We start from the raw sequence: 14,719 nt of genomic DNA, 5'->3' as shown, positions 1-14,719 counted from the left end.
ATGATATGGATACAAAGAAAATTGAAGAAGCAGTGAAAATGATCATCGAGGCAGTCGGTGAAGATGAGAACCGTGAGGGACTTCAGGAAACGCCGACCCGCATTGCCAAGATGTACCAAGAAATCTTTGCAGGACTAGGGCAGACAGCAGAAGAGCACCTGTCTAAATCATTTGAAATCATTGATAACAATATGGTGGTCGAGAAGGATATCTTCTTCCATTCCATGTGTGAGCATCACTTTTTACCATTTTATGGAAAAGTGCACATTGCCTACATTCCAAATGGCCGTGTGGCTGGGCTTTCCAAACTGGCTCGTACGGTTGAAGTTTATGCTAAAAAGCCACAGATTCAGGAACGTTTGACGGTAGAAATCGCAGATGCCTTGATGGAATATCTTGGAGCACAAGGAGCACTTGTCTGGGTAGAAGCAGAGCATATGTGTATGAACATGCGTGGTGTCCGTAAACCTGGGACCGCTACAGTGACAACTGCTGCGCGTGGACTGCTTGCGACAGATAAAGACTTAAAAAATGAAGCCTATAAACTCATGGGCCACTAATGGCTGGCTATAAGAGGTGAACAGAGTGGATCAATTACGGATCAAGGACTTAGAGGTATACGCCTATCACGGTGTTTTTCCAGCAGAAAAAGAATTAGGACAACGCTTTGTCCTAGACCTATGGATAGATTATGAGATGACTCGCGCTGCCCGCACAGGTGATTTGGAAGCTTCGATCCATTACGGGATCTTGGCGGAACAGTTGACCGAGTGGATGCAGGTAGAAAAGATCGATCTGATTGAAACGGTGGCCTTTCAGTTGGTGCAAAAGATTTTTGAAAGCTATGCCTTTGTAGAAAAAGTTCGTCTGGAGTTGAAAAAGCCCTGGGCTCCTGTTCCCTTGCCATTAGAGACTTGTTCGGTGACAATCGAACGGGAGAAAAAACGGGCCTTTATTGGGCTTGGCACCAATATGGGAGATAAACAACTGCAACTAGAGACGGCGCTAGAAAAAATCAAGGATCGAGGCATTCGTCTTCTTCAGACATCCACAAGGATTGAAACAGAACCTTGGGGAGGGGTGGAGCAGGACACCTTTTTGAATCAGGTGGCAGAGGTTGAAACCTGGATGACCCCAGAGGATTTACTAGAGACCTTACTTGCCATTGAGCAGGAAATGGGGCGTGTCCGTGAGATCAAGTGGGGGCCACGTGTGATCGATCTAGATCTGCTCTATATGGAGGACACCATTTGTTACAGTCCAAACTTGATCTTGCCGCATCCTTATGTGGCAGAACGTGCCTTTGTCCTAGAGTCTTTGAATGAAATTGCTCCTCATTTTGTGGACCCTGTTCAAAGAAAGCCCATTCGCCAATTATGGGAGGCTGTCAAATAGTCTCTCTTCTTTGCATCATAATAAAAAACAATCCCTGTTCGAGGGATTGTTGAGAGCGTAGAGAAACGAATCTTTAATAAAATTTAATCAATTCTTTAAAAATTATACTCGTTATAGTTATTCAATCATATTCTGAAACTTTCAGCCGTGAGAAAAGTGCCTGAAACGACTCAGTTTCAGGCACTCGGAATTATTGAGACCTTAGGCTCAATAATTAGTCATGGAACTTCATAGAAGTTCGCTGACGTCCGTACTCACCTAAGGAAAGTTTTTTAAGAAGACTTTGTCTTCAATCTGAACAATTCCTAGAGCAGGGATTGTTTTTGTTTGTCTGAGTTTATTTACGATATAAGCGATCGTATTGGTAGACAGGATCCATGGTGACGTTGATACCGAGCTTGCGAAGGACGTTCTTGTCTTCGTCTGTCAGCATCACGGTTGAATGGGCTTCGCTGCCTTTCAACTTGCCTAATTCTTGCATAGCAAGCTTAGCGTCTTCATTGGTCATAGCTGTAATGGCTAGGGCAATGAGGATCTCGTTTGAGTGAAGACGAGGGTTACGGCTACCCAAATGATTGATCTTCAAGCCTTGGATAGGTTGGACGTATTCTGGCTCGATTAATTTGGTTTCTTTATCAATATGCGCCAATTTCTTGATCGCATTGATCAAGAGGGCTGCGGTTGGGCCAAAGAGATCAGAGGTTTTTCCGGTTACCATCTCGCCGTTTGGCAATTCAAGGGCCAAGGCTGGCTCACCTGTTTCTTCTTCTTTTTGACGAGCAAGAACAGTCACTTTCCGGTCATTTGGAGTAATGCCCAAATCATTCATCAAGAGCTCAATCTTCTTGACAGCTCCTTCACCGACACGCTCTGCTTTAACATCCAAGATAGTTTGGTAATAGCGACGGATGATTTCTTGTTGGGAAGCTTCAATCGCAGCGTCATTGTCCACAATGGCAAAGCCAACCATGTTGACGCCCATGTCTGTTGGAGACGCGTAAGGAGAGGTTCCTAAGATGCGTTCCAACATGCGCTTCAAGACAGGGAAGATTTCGATATCGCGGTTGTAATTGACCGTTGTTTCCCCGTAGGTTTGGAGGTGGAAAGGATCGATCATATTGACATCGTCTAGATCTGCAGTCGCTGCTTCATAAGCCAAGTTAACTGGGTGGTGCAAAGGAAGATTCCATACTGGGAAGGTTTCAAACTTAGCATAACCTGATTTGATCCCATTTAATTGGTCATGGTACATATTGGACATACAAGTTGCCAGCTTACCAGAACCAGGTCCAGGAGCCGTTACAACGACCAAATTGCGGCTAGTCTTGATGTAGTCATTTTTCCCCATCCCTTCAGGAGAGATGATGTGGTCCATATCGGTCGGATAGCCCTTGATCGGATAGTGGAGATAAGAGGCGATGCCGCTCTTGTCCAGTTGTTTGCGAAAGGCGTCTGCTGCAGCTTGTCCAGCATATTGGGTGATGACAACAGAGCCTACAAAGATCCCCAATTCATTGAATTTGTCGATCAAACGTAGCACTTCTTGATCATAAGAAATTCCTAGATCCCCACGGGCTTTTGAGTGCTCAATATTGTTGGCATTGATGGCAATGACAATTTCCACTTGGTCGCGCAATTCTTGGAGCAACTTGATCTTATTGTCTGGTTCGTATCCAGGGAGGACACGAGCAGCGTGGAAGTCTTCTAACATCTTACCACCAAATTCAAGGTAGAGCTTGCCATCGAATTGGTTGATCCGCTCAATAATGTGGTCACGTTGCAAGTTCAAATACTTTTCAGAACTAAAAGCTTGTTTTTTCATGTAAAACTCCTGTATATAAGGGAAGGGCCTGCCACACAAATCCAAGGATGAGTGTTCCGTCCCTACCATTTCATTCTTTCATATTATATCAGAAAACAGATGGAAGATAAAATATTCTAAGATACTTTCCTAAGATGAGGTTAGACATCATAGAATTTGATTGTTCAGGCATATTTTTTACATAAAATAACCTAAGTGATGCTAAACAAATAAAATGAGGTAGTCTATTAAGGTCATTGCAGGGTGTACTTAAACTTTCCGCTGTGAGAAAAGTGCCTGAAACGACTCAGTTTCAGGCACTCGGAATTATTGAGACCTCAGGCTCAATAATTAGTCTTGGAACTTCGGAGAAGTTCGCAGACGTCCGTACTCACCTAAGGAAAGTTTTTAAGAGGATTTTATCCTCGATCTGAAAGCCCCTTACGGGGCTTCGTGATAGATGTTGTTTAATAGTGTTTGATCAAATCAACTGTAGAGCGATCCAATTTCTTAACCAATGCTTGTAAGAAGGCTTGCGCTTGCAAGAAATCATCCATGGCATAGAGGGTTTGGTGAGAGTGGATGTAACGTGCACAGACACCAATAGTGGTTGATGGGACTCCGCCGTTCTTCAAGTGCGCTGCACCTGCATCGGTACCACCTTTGGCACAATAGTATTGGAATTTGATACCTGCTTCTTCAGCAGTAGTGAGCAAGAAATCTTTCATATTTGGTAGCATGATGTGACCTGGATCATAGAAGCGAAGCAGTGTTCCTTCCCCAATCGCGCCTTGGTCTCCAAAGACATCGGCTGCTGGCGAACAGTCTACAGCAAGGAAGATTTCAGGATCAAATTTAGTGGTTGAAGTGTGGGCTCCACGAAGTCCCACTTCTTCTTGAACGTTGGCTCCTACATAGAGTTCGTTGTTTAAGGCTTGTCCAGAAAGACTCTTGGCCAATTCGCTGACCATCAAGACGCCGTAGCGGTTATCCCATGCTTTGGAGATGACGTTTTTACCATTAGCAGTGAGAATCGCAGAGCTATCTGGGACCAAGGTATCTCCAGGACGGACCCCATAGCTTTCAGCTTCGGCTTTAGAGCTAAAGCCTGCATCAAAGACGATGTCGCTAATGGCAGGTACGGTTGGTCCACCTGTTCCACGTGTCAAATGAGGAGGAACAGATCCTGAAATCGCAGGGTATTCACGTCCGTCACGTGTAAAGAGTTTGAAGCGTTGGCTGCTAACGACCATCGGATTCCAACCTCCGATTGGGACAACACGGAAAGTTCCGTCAGCTTTGATTTCGCTGATCATAAAACCAACTTCGTCCATGTGGGCAGCTACTAAGATACGAGGAGCATCGGCTGCTGTTGAGTGTTTCACCCCAAAGATCCCACCGAGACCATCTGTCACGATTTCGTCCACATGAGGGGTCAATTGTTGGCGCAAATAATCCCGTACAGGAGCTTCATGACCTGAGATAGCAGGGATTTCAGTTACTTCTTTGATTTTAGAAAATAAATCAGTCATAGGTTACCTTCTTTCTGATGCTATTTTATCACTTTTTATACAAGGATGGTAGCGTTATTATGGAAATCAGTCCCAAAAAGCAGAGGGAGAGATCCAGCTTAGACCGTTGTCCCTCTGCTTATTTTGTGTTACAATAGGCACTATGAAAGCTAAAAAAATTATTTTGTCTAGTCTGGCTCTAGCAAGTGCAGGAGCTCTTGCGGCCGGTGTTTATAAAATTGCCAAAGATCAAAAGCGTCTTCGTACCCAAGAAGAATTGGTAGCAGAAGTACGGGAGCAAATGGAAGCCATGGGGACGATTGCGACTCTGTATGTGGAACTCTACGAGTCTAGTGAAGAGCGCTTAGTAGGTGGTGTCATTTTTGAAGATGAGCGCCATTACCGCTTTGTCTACGAGGACGGTCTCTTGCATTACGAAGAGGAAAAACTATGATTATACCGAGTTCTATAGAAGAAATTGCTTCATATGTAGAGCAAGATGGCAAGAAAGTGTTTGTCTTTTCAGCAGATTGGTGTGGGGATTGTCGTTACCTCAAGCCTTTTTTGCCGGAGATTGAGACTGAAAATCCTGAATTTACCTTTATCTTGATTGACCGAGATGCCTATATGGATCTGGCGAAAGTCTGGGATGTTTATGGGATCCCTAGTTTGGTTGTTCTGGAAAAGGATAAGGAAATCGGTCGGTTTGTCAATCGGGATCGGAAAACCAAAGCGCAGATTACAGCATTCTTAGCAGGATTAAAATAGGAGAAAATCATGATTGTAACATACAACAAAGAACAAGTCGGCGATGTCTTGATGCTGACCTTGAAAAATAGTGGAGATGCAAAGCTCGCGGTGGAGAGAAAAGGGAAAGTGGCACGCGTTTACCGTGAGGACAAGCAAGAAACCGTTGCCTGGAATATCTTTGATGCCTCATCTTTCTTCGCCATCGAAGGCAAGGGACAAGTCTTTTTGACAGATGAGCAAGTGGATCGTTTGAACCAAGAATTGGAAAAAGAAGGCTTCGCAGAACGTTTGGTCAATGATCGGGAACCAAAATTTGTGGTGGGAGAAATCCTTGAAATGGTAGCCCATCCAGATAGTGACCACTTGAATATCTGCCAAGTAGCAGTTGGACCAGATAAGACGGTTCAGATCGTAGCAGGAGCTCCAAATGCGCGAGTGGGTCTCAAGACCATTGTCGCTCTTCCAGGTGCCATGATGCCGGATGGTAGCTTGATTTTCCCAGGGGCCCTTCGTGGAGAAAAAAGTTATGGCATGATGTGCAGTCCGCGTGAATTGCACTTGCCAAATGCTCCTCAAAAACGAGGCATTATTGAATTGGATGATGCAGAAGTAGCAGGGACACCTTTTGATCCTGCTCGTCACTGGCATGAATAAAGAGAAGAATCTAGGATGTTTTGGATCCTAGATTTTTTTGATTTTGGTTTGTCACCTCCATTTTTTAAAATTTTTTCGAATAAATAGATAGGAGGTAAATGATGTATAATAAAGTTATTTTAATCGGTCGCCTGGTGGCGGCTCCAGAATTGCATAAGACCAGCACAGACAAATCCGTTGCCCGAGTGACCGTTGCGGTCAATCGTCGCTACAAGGACCAAAACGGGGAGCGAGAGACTGATTTTGTCAATGTCGTTGTCTGGGGGAAATTGGCTGAAACCATGGCTAGTTATGCCAGTAAAGGGAGCTTGATCTCTTTGGATGGAGAGATTCGGACACGCCGCTACGAGAAAAATGGGGTCATGCAGTATGTGACAGAGGTCCTCTGCCAAAGTTTTCAGTTGCTAGAGAGCCGCGCTCAGCGAGCGATGCGTGAAAATGGTGGAACGGGAGATTTAGCCGATATCATCTTAGAAGAGGAAGATCTTCCTTTTTAGAAACAAAAAAGAAAGCTGGTTCGTTTATAGACCAGCTTTTTTGATATTTGGTAGGGATTTCATTCGGGAACGACTCATTTAAAAATAAATCAAAAATATGCATCTGTACAATAAAAGCCAGCACTTTTCTTGAAAAAGTAGTAAAATAAAGTAATATATATTCAAAATTTTCAGAAAAGGAACGGAGTTTGAAGGGGAAAGAAGAAAGAAAAGAACGGTTGAAATGGCTGATAAAACGGGTTTTACTGGTGATTCCAGTGGCCTGCATCCTCTTGTGGATCTATGCCGTTTGTCAAACCAGTAGCATCAAGGATCAGACCAAGATCGGTGTCACCTATATGACCATGAACAATGAGTTCTATAAAAGTATTCATTCGGAAATTAGTCGGATTGCCGATGAGAAAGGGGCTCTTGTATCTGTCCGAGATCCAGAATTGGACGAAAAAAGGCAGAGCCAGCAGATCGATGATTTTTGCGCTCAAAAGGTAAATGTGATTGTGATTAATCCGGTCAAAGGGGATAGTCAGCCCATTTTAAGAGCTCTTAAAAAAGCTAGAAAACAAGGAATTAAGATTATTGCAGTTGATACCCAGCTCAAGCATTTTAAGCCGGATGCCAGCATTGTCTCTGATAACTACCAAGCAGGAGTCTTGATTGCGAAAGAGTTGATGAAACGCTCTTCAAATGCTCGTATTTTGCTCTTGGAGCATAAGGGGACTGTTTCGGCAGATACGCGGATACAGGGATTTAAGGATACCATCAAAGGACATGGCTCTTATCAGATCATCTCGGAACTAGAAACCAAGGGGCAGACGGAGATCGCCATGCCTGCTGTCCGTAAGTTCTTGCAGTCAGGGGGGAATGTCGATACACTAGTTGCCCTAAATGACCGCTCGGCTATAGGAGCTTTAGCGGCCATCAAGGAACAAGGAATCACCCATCCCATTGCGATCTATGGGATTGATGGCTCACCAGATATGAAAGCCTTGCTGCACTCGACCGATGATGTTGTAGGAACCGTTGCCCAGTCTCCGTTGAAGATGGGAGACCGCGTGATGGAGGTCATCCAAGATATGACGGCTGGGAAAAGCTACCAAAAAGAGATAACCATTCCGGTTCAAATGATGACAAAGGAAAACATCGATCACTTTGATGTGAATGGGTGGCAGTAATGAGAAAATTTAGAGGTGTGAGATACAGTTTGGCCATTCTGATGGTCGTGAATTTTATCGCTGTGATGCTCAACAGTATCATCTATCTTCAAGCAACCAACTATATCATTGCCCAACGGCAAGCTTCCCTATTAGTAGAACGCTTAGAGCGTATTCCTTTTGCGCCTTCTACAACTTTTTGGTTGTCTGCACTCTTATTTGCTGGGATTGCCTTGATCTCCATGAGTCGTTACCGGTCTCAAACGAGTCGATGGTCCATTTTTGATCAGTGGAACATTCTGGAGATCCTCCTGATGTTGCTCTTGATGTGGGTCCAAAATGTAGCTTATAACGGGCTCATTCTCTTGGTTTTTGCGGATATCTTCTATGGTTCTAAAGAGTTGAATACCAAGCGAGACCGCAGGTATTGGTTTGCGTTTATCCTAGTAAGTTTCTTGATGCTTCTTGTGACCAATTCAGACGTCTTTTCGCTTTTCTTTCCGATACCTTCTCTGGATGTCTATATTCATTTTTACCCCGCCTCTATTCGGATTCTGGCCTTTTTCTTAAAGAATTCCCTCTATGCCTTGAATATGGTGCTCTTCATTATTTCGCTTTTGTTCTATATTATGAATGTTCTTGCGGAAAACCACGAAGTAGAAGAAGAGTTGGCTATGGTTTCGAAGGTCAATACGGAGTTGAACAACTATATGGCCTTGTCTGAGAAGATTGCAGAGGATCGAGAGCGCAAGCGGATTGCTCGGGAGATTCACGATACCTTGGGACACGCGCTAACAGGGATCTCGGCCGGCTTAGATGCTGTTGGGGTCTTGATTGATATCGATCCCAATCGGGCAAAAGAGCAGGTAAAAAGTGTATCAGAAGTGGTTCGTGAAGGGATCCAGGATGTGAGAGGCTCTCTCAACCGCCTCCGTCCAGGTGCCCTTGAGGGACGAACCCTCAAAGATGCATTAGAAAAGATGATCCGCGAGTACCAGACGCTTTCCAACTTGCAGGTTGATTTACACTATGAATGGGTCGATGTCGATATGGACGTCATGATTGAAGATACGATCTTTCGTGTGATCCAAGAGTCTATGACCAATGCGGTTCGCCACGGTCATGCCAGTCAGATGAGCCTTCATTTTTTTGAGGATGAAGAAGATTACCTGATCGAGTTGCAGGACAATGGGGTTGGGTTTGAAACCTTGACCTATGGTTATGGGCTCAAGCAGATGATGGAACGCATTTCCATCCTAGGAGGACAGCTTCAATTTGAAAGCCGCGATGGATTTTTCACGCGCGTCAGTTTACCGAAATATAAAGAAGGGAGATAGAGATGGTGATAAAAGTAATGGTGGCAGATGACCAGGCCTTGATTCGAGAATCTCTGAAAATTATTTTGTCAGCCCACCCCGATATCGAAGTGGTGGCCACAGTGGAAGATGGGAATCACGTCTTATCTAGCATTCCACAGACACATCCTGACCTGATCTTAATGGATATTCGGATGCCAGGCATGGATGGGGTTTTGGCGACAAAAGAAGTCAAAGAGCACTATCCGGATATCAAAATTATTATTTTAACGACCTTTGACGATGATGAATTTATCTATAGTGCACTCAAGTATGGTGCTTCAGGTTATCTTTTAAAGGGAGCTTCGACAGAGGAACTCTATGAAGCGATTAAGGTGGTGTATCAAGGCGGAGCCATGATCAACCCGAATATCGCTAGTAAAGTCTTTCAAATTTTCTCACAAATGGCCAAAACCAACTTCTCTATTGCTGTGGATGAGGACAATGTCAAGGATTTGAGCACGACGGAATGGCGCATTATCCAAGAAGTCGGCTATGGGGAGTCCAATAAAGAAATTGCGGCCAAACTTTTCTTATCAGAAGGAACCGTGCGCAATTACTTATCAACGATTTTGGCGAAATTAAACCTACGAGATCGAACGCAATTAGCGATCTGGTCAGTCCAAACAGGAGTGACGAGACGTGATTTTTCTAAAGGAAATACAGAATGAAATTGAAGCGAAAGCATCTTTGTTGGGGGATCGGTCTCCTTGTTGTGCTCTGTACGAGCGCGGGTTTCTATTGGTGGAAACAGCAACCGACCGTACTCCATATCGGCGTTTATGCAGGTTCTAGCTGGGATGTGCCGACCAGTCAACGTTCCCATGCCTTGGATCGTGCGATTGAAAAATTTGAAAAGTCCCATCCCCACGTCCGTGTAGAGTATGAAAACGGGATTCCGCAGTCAGATTATTCAGACTGGCTCTCTGAAAAGATTGTCTCAGGAAAGACACCGGATGTCTTTATGGTCTCTGAGCAAGATCTTTCCTTATTAGCAGCGCGGGGCGTATTAGAAAAGTTAAACGGCTATATGGATCGAAAAGATCAAGCTGCCTTTTATCCCGTTGCCTTTGAATCCGGTGTCTATCTGGGGCAAACCTATGCCTTACCTTATGAAAGCAATCCGATTTTGATGTGTGTCAATAAAGATCTCTTGGATAAAGAAGGTATCGCGGTTCCCAAAGAAGGCTGGACCCTTGAAGAGTTCTATACGATTTGCAAGAAACTAACCAAAGATACCAATGGAGATGGGCAATTGGACCAATTTGGAAGCACAGAATACACCTGGAAAGAAGCCTTGGCGGCAAATGGAGGTCATCTCTTCCAAGGTGGCATGCTCAAGCTGACAGCTCCAGAAGTGAAAGAGTCTTTGACTTTTCTGCAAAAATTGGAAGATCTAAATAAAAATTACAAGGTGAGCTCTAAAGATTTTGACCAGGGGAAAGTCGCCTTCTATCCCATGACCTTGGCCCAATATCGGACCTATAAACCTTATCCCTACCACGTTTCAAAATATTCAAACTTCACCTGGACCTGTATCCCGATGCCTGCTAAGTCAAAAACGACCAAGGCAACCTTAGTCACGACGACTTCTTTTGCTATGTCAGCTCGGAGTTCTCATTCCAAGTTGGCTTGGGAATTGATGCAACTCTTAACAGAGGATCCAGAAATTCAACAAACCCTCTTTGCTCAATCCCAAGGGATCTCTGTCATGCCACAGGTCGTCAAGAGTCGCTCTAGTAAAGACCTTCTGCAGGTGGATGATTTTGGAACAGATTCCTTGACCAATCAGACCTTGAACCGCATCATGGAACAAGCTGTTGAAAGTAGTCCGAAAAATGTCTCAAAAGAGGTGTTAGAAAAGCTAGACTACTTGATTGGTAATGCCTTGCGCGATCAGGATGTCGAGAACCGCTTGCCTCAAATTCAGAGGGAGATTGAGAGTAGTCTACAGGTAGGAGTTTAGAGTAAAATAAGATGGCATTTTGTCAAGTGACAGATGTCATTTTTTTATTGCTAAATGTCATATTAGGAATGTGACATTTGACAATGTAAAAACGCTTTCAAATAATCTACAATAGAGTCAAATAAAGGAGGCGTAGAAAAATGAAATACCTCGTTTTGGTCAGTCATGGCGGACTGGCAGAAGGTCTAAAAACATCACTAGCCATGTTTGCTGGTGACAAGTTGGATCAGGTCATCGCAGTTGGACTCAAAGAAGGAAAATCGGTCGATGACTTCGCAGTTGATTTCAGAGAGAGCATTTCAGGATTGACAGCTGATGATTCTGTTTTGGTCTTGGCAGATATCGTAGGTGGTAGTCCATTAACCACTGCAGCCACGGTTCTAGAAGAAGCTGGAAAGCTCGATGGAGCCTTGATCCTTGGTGGGATGAACCTTACCATGGCCTTGACGGCAGTTGTGATGAAGGATGTGTTGGATGGAGACGATTTGTCAGCCACCATCTTATCAGAAGCACGATCTGCACTACAGCCTTTTGAAGTTTCAGCCACTGGTGCTGAAGAAGATGATGACGATATTTAATAGGGAGGTACCTTATGGTAGTAACATTTGTACGGATTGATGACCGCATGATTCACGGTCAGACAGTCACACGCTGGGCAAAGGAAAAACCATGTGATGGTTTGATTGCCGTAAACGATGCAGCAGCATCAAACAAGGTTTTGATTCAAGCTTACAAAGGCGCATCCGACAAGAAAACCTTTGTATGGACAAAGGAAGCCTTTAAAGAAAAATCAGCAAAAGTAACAGAATCAGATAGTCGTTACTTCTTGATCACCAAAAATCCAATCGATATGAAGGAAATTTTGGTCGACCAAGGGTTTGTCCCAGGTGATGTCAAAGAAATCATTGTTGGCCCTGCAAATGATCGTCCTGGAGCTGTGAAATTGGGGAATAACCAATCCATCACTCAGGAAGAAGCAGAAGCCTTCCAAGCCATTCAAGCAGCAGGCTACAAGGTGAAATTCCAATTGTTGCCAGATGTTTCCATCGGTTATTGGGATGATTTCAAATCAAAATTTGGTTTTTAAAACTAACAGTCTTATCTGTTAGGTAAATAAATTTACAAACAAAAGGAGCGTTTGTTATGACAATTTCATGGATTCAAGCAATCTTGCTTGGTATTTTCGCCAGCTTGTCTTCAATGCCTGGTATGGGAGGTTCCAGTATCGGGAACTATACACTCGGTCGTCCTTTGATCGGTGGGTTGATTTCAGGTTTAATTCTTGGAGATGTGACAACCGGTATTATGGTCGGGGTTGCCCTTCAAGTCGTTTATATCGCCTTGGTAACACCTGGTGGTACCGTATCTGCCGATGTGCGTGCCATCTCTTACATCGGTGTTCCTCTTGCTATCTTGTTTGTGCATGCTAATAACATCACAGATGAAGCTGGAATCGCCGCAGCTGCAGCTCCAATCGGTGCAGCCGTTGGGACAATCGGTACAGTTCTTTTCTACGGTACCGCTACTATGAACTTGGTTTGGCAACACATTGGTTGGAAAGCCGTTGAAGAAGGAAACTTCAAAAAACTCTACGCAGTTGACTGGGTTTACCCTTGGATCTCTCACTTCCTCTTCTCTTTCCTTCCAACAATGATTATCACCAAATACGGTGAAAACATGGTTGATTTGATGAAACAATACCTTCCTATGGATGGTTACTGGATGAAAGCCCTCTTTACAGTCGGTGCTCTTCTCCCATGTGTCGGTATTGCCATCTTGTTGAAACAAATTGTTACAGAAGCAACTGACTTCATTCCATTCTTTGTTGGATTTACCTTGGCAAAATCTCTCGGATTGAACTTGGTATCCAGTGCCGTTGTTTCATTAATCTTTGCAGTAATCTACTATGAACTTGAAGTGATCAAATCGATGAAAGCTGCTCCAGCCGGAGTGGTGGACCTAGACGATGATGAGGAGGATATTTAAAATGGCTGATAGAAAGAAAATTTCAAAGAAAACATTAGCAAAAGCATTCCATCATTGGTATTATGGTCATTTGACTTGTTTCTCTCAAGAACATATGCAAACCTTCGGGTACTTGACTTCTATGCTTCCAATCGTAGAAGAAATGTATGACACCAAAGAAGAACAAAAGGATGCTATGCAAACCTATACGGCCTTCTTCAACACTGAACCACAACTTGGATCTCTTGTTGTAGGGATCACAGCTGGTTTGGAAGAAGCGCGTGCAAACGGAGATGCAGTAGATGGCGAAACCATCAACGGTATGCGTGCCGGTTTGATGGGACCAATCGCTGGTATTGGTGACTCATTGGTCGTTGGTACCTTGATTCCAGTTCTCTTGGGGATTGCCCTTGGACTTTCTAAAGGTGGTAACGTCGCTGGTGCTCTCTTCTACATCGTCGTATGGAACCTCTTAGTCTACTTTGGTATGCGCTTTGCCTTCTTCAAAGGTTACCAATTAGGGGATAAAGCCGTTGAATTCCTTGTAGGACCAAAAGGACAAGCTCTTCGTAAAGCGATCAGCGTTGTCGGTGGTATGGTTATCGGTGCCGTAGCAGCTACTTGGGTATCTGTTACAACAGCCCTTCAATTCAAGAATGCTGAAGGAAAAGTCTTCTTGAACATCCAAGAAAAGATCGATGGTGTTTATCCAGGTCTCTTGACAGCAGCCTTCATCACTCTTTGCTGGTGGTTGATGTCTAAGAAAAAAATTTCACCAAACAAAGTCATGTTACTTCTCGTTGTAGTGGCTTTGATCGGTGTTGCCCTTGGTATCTTTGATCCACATCTTAAATACTAAGGAAAAGAAAAAACAAATTTGCTAGTAGGAGTTTTTGAGAATGAAGTGAATTGACCTCCTTTACTTGCACTTCATTCTCAATTTTTATCAGGAGGAATCCCATGGTTACAAAACAAGAACTTGTCAATGGATATGAAACAGAAATCAACTACCAACGCCACATGCTTGAAAACCTTGGTCGTTGGTTCAGCTTACTCTTTATCATTGCCAGTATTGGTGTGGTATTGATCTATCTCTTTCACAAAAGTTTCCTCCCACTCTTGATCCTCGGGATTTTACTAGCCTTGGTTGGAATTTTAGGCATGATTGTTTTTGGATATGGCATCTACCGCGGGCGGATCAATCTTCAAAAAGTGATCGATGATTTCAATCAAAAATTGACAATTTTAAATTGAAATTTTAGAAACATCTCATCTATTTTTGAGGTGTTTTTTTCTTGACTATTTCTGACCAAGTGATACAATAGAAACATAAGTTAGCACTTACGTATAGAGAGTGCTAAAAAACTCGTATGGAGGAATGAATATGTTAAAACCATTAGGAGACCGTGTGGTCTTAAAAGTAGAAGAAAAAGAACAGACTGTTGGAGGTTTTGTCCTCGCCGGTGCGAGCAAGGCTGATACAAAAACAGCTGAAGTAGTGGCCGTTGGTGAAGGTGTGCGTACCCTAAGTGGCGAACTCATCGCCCCAGCTGTAAAAGCAGGAGACCACGTTTTGGTTGAAAGCCATGCAGGAATTGAAGTGAAAGATGGGGAAGAAACCTACACCATCGTTGGAACATCAAACATTCTTGCAATTGTAGAGTAAGAGAAGAA

At 43.7% G+C, this 14,719-nt stretch carries 18 protein-coding genes; 16 read left to right on the top strand and 2 right to left on the bottom strand.

The features are described 5' to 3' along the window. Positions 1-5 precede the first annotated feature (5 nt). Both folE and folK read left to right on the top strand, forming a co-directional pair. Entirely contained in the window at positions 6-560 is a 555-nt protein-coding gene (folE, locus tag SM123_RS09920) for a GTP cyclohydrolase I FolE (protein WP_003019101.1), read from the top strand. 25 nt (positions 561-585) lie between these two features. Beyond that, entirely contained in the window at positions 586-1,395 is an 810-nt protein-coding gene (gene folK, locus SM123_RS09915) for a 2-amino-4-hydroxy-6-hydroxymethyldihydropteridine diphosphokinase (protein WP_223325253.1), read from the top strand. Between the two features lie 337 nt (positions 1,396-1,732). Here folK and SM123_RS09910 read toward each other — a convergent pair whose 3' ends face one another. After that, the gene (locus tag SM123_RS09910) at positions 1,733-3,217 is read right to left on the bottom strand and encodes a DUF1846 domain-containing protein (RefSeq protein ID WP_021154294.1); all 1,485 of its coding nucleotides are present in this window, start codon (positions 3,215-3,217) and stop codon (positions 1,733-1,735) included. 446 nt (positions 3,218-3,663) lie between these two features. Continuing rightward, on the bottom strand, positions 3,664-4,728 hold the full coding sequence (gene pepA / locus SM123_RS09905; RefSeq protein ID WP_014712788.1) for a glutamyl aminopeptidase: 1,065 nt from the start codon (positions 4,726-4,728) through the stop codon (positions 3,664-3,666). Between the two features lie 142 nt (positions 4,729-4,870). Between pepA and SM123_RS09900 the strand changes: the two genes are divergently transcribed. The 14 genes from SM123_RS09900 to groES all read left to right on the top strand — a co-directional run bounded on the left by SM123_RS09900 (position 4,871) and on the right by groES (position 14,711). Beyond that, a complete protein-coding gene (locus tag SM123_RS09900) occupies positions 4,871-5,161 on the top strand; it encodes a DUF4651 domain-containing protein (protein WP_045759005.1) in 291 nt (96 codons plus the stop codon). After that, complete coding sequence (locus SM123_RS09895) at positions 5,158-5,475, top strand: thioredoxin family protein (RefSeq protein ID WP_070661098.1); 318 nt, start codon at positions 5,158-5,160, stop codon at positions 5,473-5,475. Before SM123_RS09900 ends, SM123_RS09895 begins: the two co-directional genes overlap by 4 nt. A gap of 9 nt (positions 5,476-5,484) precedes the next feature. Then, positions 5,485-6,111, top strand: coding sequence for a YtpR family tRNA-binding protein (ytpR, locus tag SM123_RS09890; RefSeq protein ID WP_003013664.1), 627 nt, complete (start codon positions 5,485-5,487; stop codon positions 6,109-6,111). A gap of 101 nt (positions 6,112-6,212) precedes the next feature. Further along, positions 6,213-6,608 carry a single-stranded DNA-binding protein gene (locus SM123_RS09885; RefSeq protein ID WP_003004675.1) on the top strand — a complete coding sequence of 132 codons (396 nt, stop codon included), beginning with the start codon at positions 6,213-6,215 and terminating at the stop codon, positions 6,606-6,608. 188 nt (positions 6,609-6,796) lie between these two features. Continuing rightward, positions 6,797-7,780, top strand: coding sequence for a substrate-binding domain-containing protein (locus tag SM123_RS09880; protein ID WP_049492166.1), 984 nt, complete (start codon positions 6,797-6,799; stop codon positions 7,778-7,780). Continuing rightward, a complete protein-coding gene (locus SM123_RS09875; RefSeq protein ID WP_247923532.1) occupies positions 7,780-9,096 on the top strand; it encodes a sensor histidine kinase in 1,317 nt (438 codons plus the stop codon). The genes SM123_RS09880 and SM123_RS09875 overlap by 1 nt, the downstream gene beginning before the upstream one ends. 5 nt (positions 9,097-9,101) lie before the next feature. Continuing rightward, positions 9,102-9,785: a response regulator transcription factor gene (locus SM123_RS09870; protein WP_037585171.1), complete on the top strand. Its 684-nt coding sequence runs from the start codon at positions 9,102-9,104 to the stop codon at positions 9,783-9,785. Further along, positions 9,782-11,080, top strand: coding sequence for an ABC transporter substrate-binding protein (locus SM123_RS09865; protein ID WP_320909530.1), 1,299 nt, complete (start codon positions 9,782-9,784; stop codon positions 11,078-11,080). Before SM123_RS09870 ends, SM123_RS09865 begins: the two co-directional genes overlap by 4 nt. A 140-nt stretch (positions 11,081-11,220) precedes the next feature. After that, a complete protein-coding gene (locus tag SM123_RS09860; RefSeq protein WP_227038491.1) occupies positions 11,221-11,658 on the top strand; it encodes a PTS sugar transporter subunit IIA in 438 nt (145 codons plus the stop codon). Between the two features lie 14 nt (positions 11,659-11,672). Continuing rightward, a complete protein-coding gene (locus SM123_RS09855; RefSeq protein ID WP_000261775.1) occupies positions 11,673-12,167 on the top strand; it encodes a PTS sugar transporter subunit IIB in 495 nt (164 codons plus the stop codon). Between the two features lie 56 nt (positions 12,168-12,223). Further along, entirely contained in the window at positions 12,224-13,066 is an 843-nt protein-coding gene (locus SM123_RS09850) for a PTS mannose/fructose/sorbose/N-acetylgalactosamine transporter subunit IIC (RefSeq protein ID WP_014712796.1), read from the top strand. Next, a complete protein-coding gene (locus tag SM123_RS09845; RefSeq protein ID WP_173018936.1) occupies positions 13,050-13,904 on the top strand; it encodes a PTS system mannose/fructose/sorbose family transporter subunit IID in 855 nt (284 codons plus the stop codon). Before SM123_RS09850 ends, SM123_RS09845 begins: the two co-directional genes overlap by 17 nt. A 101-nt stretch (positions 13,905-14,005) precedes the next feature. Further along, positions 14,006-14,299 carry a hypothetical protein gene (locus tag SM123_RS09840; protein ID WP_003013750.1) on the top strand — a complete coding sequence of 98 codons (294 nt, stop codon included), beginning with the start codon at positions 14,006-14,008 and terminating at the stop codon, positions 14,297-14,299. Positions 14,300-14,429: 130 nt separating this feature from the next. Then, positions 14,430-14,711, top strand: a complete 282-nt coding sequence (gene groES / locus SM123_RS09835) for a co-chaperone GroES (RefSeq protein ID WP_003013619.1) — start codon at positions 14,430-14,432, stop codon at positions 14,709-14,711. Positions 14,712-14,719: the final 8 nt, after the last annotated feature.

The sequence above is a fragment of the Streptococcus sp. S5 genome, from assembly GCF_034134805.1.
Classification (GTDB): Bacteria; Bacillota; Bacilli; order Lactobacillales; family Streptococcaceae; genus Streptococcus; species Streptococcus lingualis.
The sequence above is the reverse complement of the archived record's forward strand: the minus strand, read 5'-3'. Positions and strand labels throughout refer to the sequence as shown.

What these genes read in the sequence shown, in the direction of transcription:
- folE (WP_003019101.1), top strand. Translation starts at nt 6, where the DNA reads ATGGATACAAAGAAAATTGAAGAAGCAGTGAAAATGATCATCGAGGCA.
- SM123_RS09910 (WP_021154294.1), bottom strand. Translation starts at nt 3,217, where the DNA reads ATGAAAAAACAAGCTTTTAGTTCTGAAAAGTATTTGAACTTGCAACGT.
- pepA (WP_014712788.1), bottom strand. Translation starts at nt 4,728, where the DNA reads ATGACTGATTTATTTTCTAAAATCAAAGAAGTAACTGAAATCCCTGCT.
- SM123_RS09900 (WP_045759005.1), top strand. Translation starts at nt 4,871, where the DNA reads ATGAAAGCTAAAAAAATTATTTTGTCTAGTCTGGCTCTAGCAAGTGCA.
- SM123_RS09895 (WP_070661098.1), top strand. Translation starts at nt 5,158, where the DNA reads ATGATTATACCGAGTTCTATAGAAGAAATTGCTTCATATGTAGAGCAA.
- ytpR (WP_003013664.1), top strand. Translation starts at nt 5,485, where the DNA reads ATGATTGTAACATACAACAAAGAACAAGTCGGCGATGTCTTGATGCTG.
- SM123_RS09885 (WP_003004675.1), top strand. Translation starts at nt 6,213, where the DNA reads ATGTATAATAAAGTTATTTTAATCGGTCGCCTGGTGGCGGCTCCAGAA.
- SM123_RS09875 (WP_247923532.1), top strand. Translation starts at nt 7,780, where the DNA reads ATGAGAAAATTTAGAGGTGTGAGATACAGTTTGGCCATTCTGATGGTC.
- SM123_RS09865 (WP_320909530.1), top strand. Translation starts at nt 9,782, where the DNA reads ATGAAATTGAAGCGAAAGCATCTTTGTTGGGGGATCGGTCTCCTTGTT.
- SM123_RS09860 (WP_227038491.1), top strand. Translation starts at nt 11,221, where the DNA reads ATGAAATACCTCGTTTTGGTCAGTCATGGCGGACTGGCAGAAGGTCTA.
- SM123_RS09855 (WP_000261775.1), top strand. Translation starts at nt 11,673, where the DNA reads ATGGTAGTAACATTTGTACGGATTGATGACCGCATGATTCACGGTCAG.
- SM123_RS09850 (WP_014712796.1), top strand. Translation starts at nt 12,224, where the DNA reads ATGACAATTTCATGGATTCAAGCAATCTTGCTTGGTATTTTCGCCAGC.
- SM123_RS09845 (WP_173018936.1), top strand. Translation starts at nt 13,050, where the DNA reads ATGAGGAGGATATTTAAAATGGCTGATAGAAAGAAAATTTCAAAGAAA.
- SM123_RS09840 (WP_003013750.1), top strand. Translation starts at nt 14,006, where the DNA reads ATGGTTACAAAACAAGAACTTGTCAATGGATATGAAACAGAAATCAAC.
- groES (WP_003013619.1), top strand. Translation starts at nt 14,430, where the DNA reads ATGTTAAAACCATTAGGAGACCGTGTGGTCTTAAAAGTAGAAGAAAAA.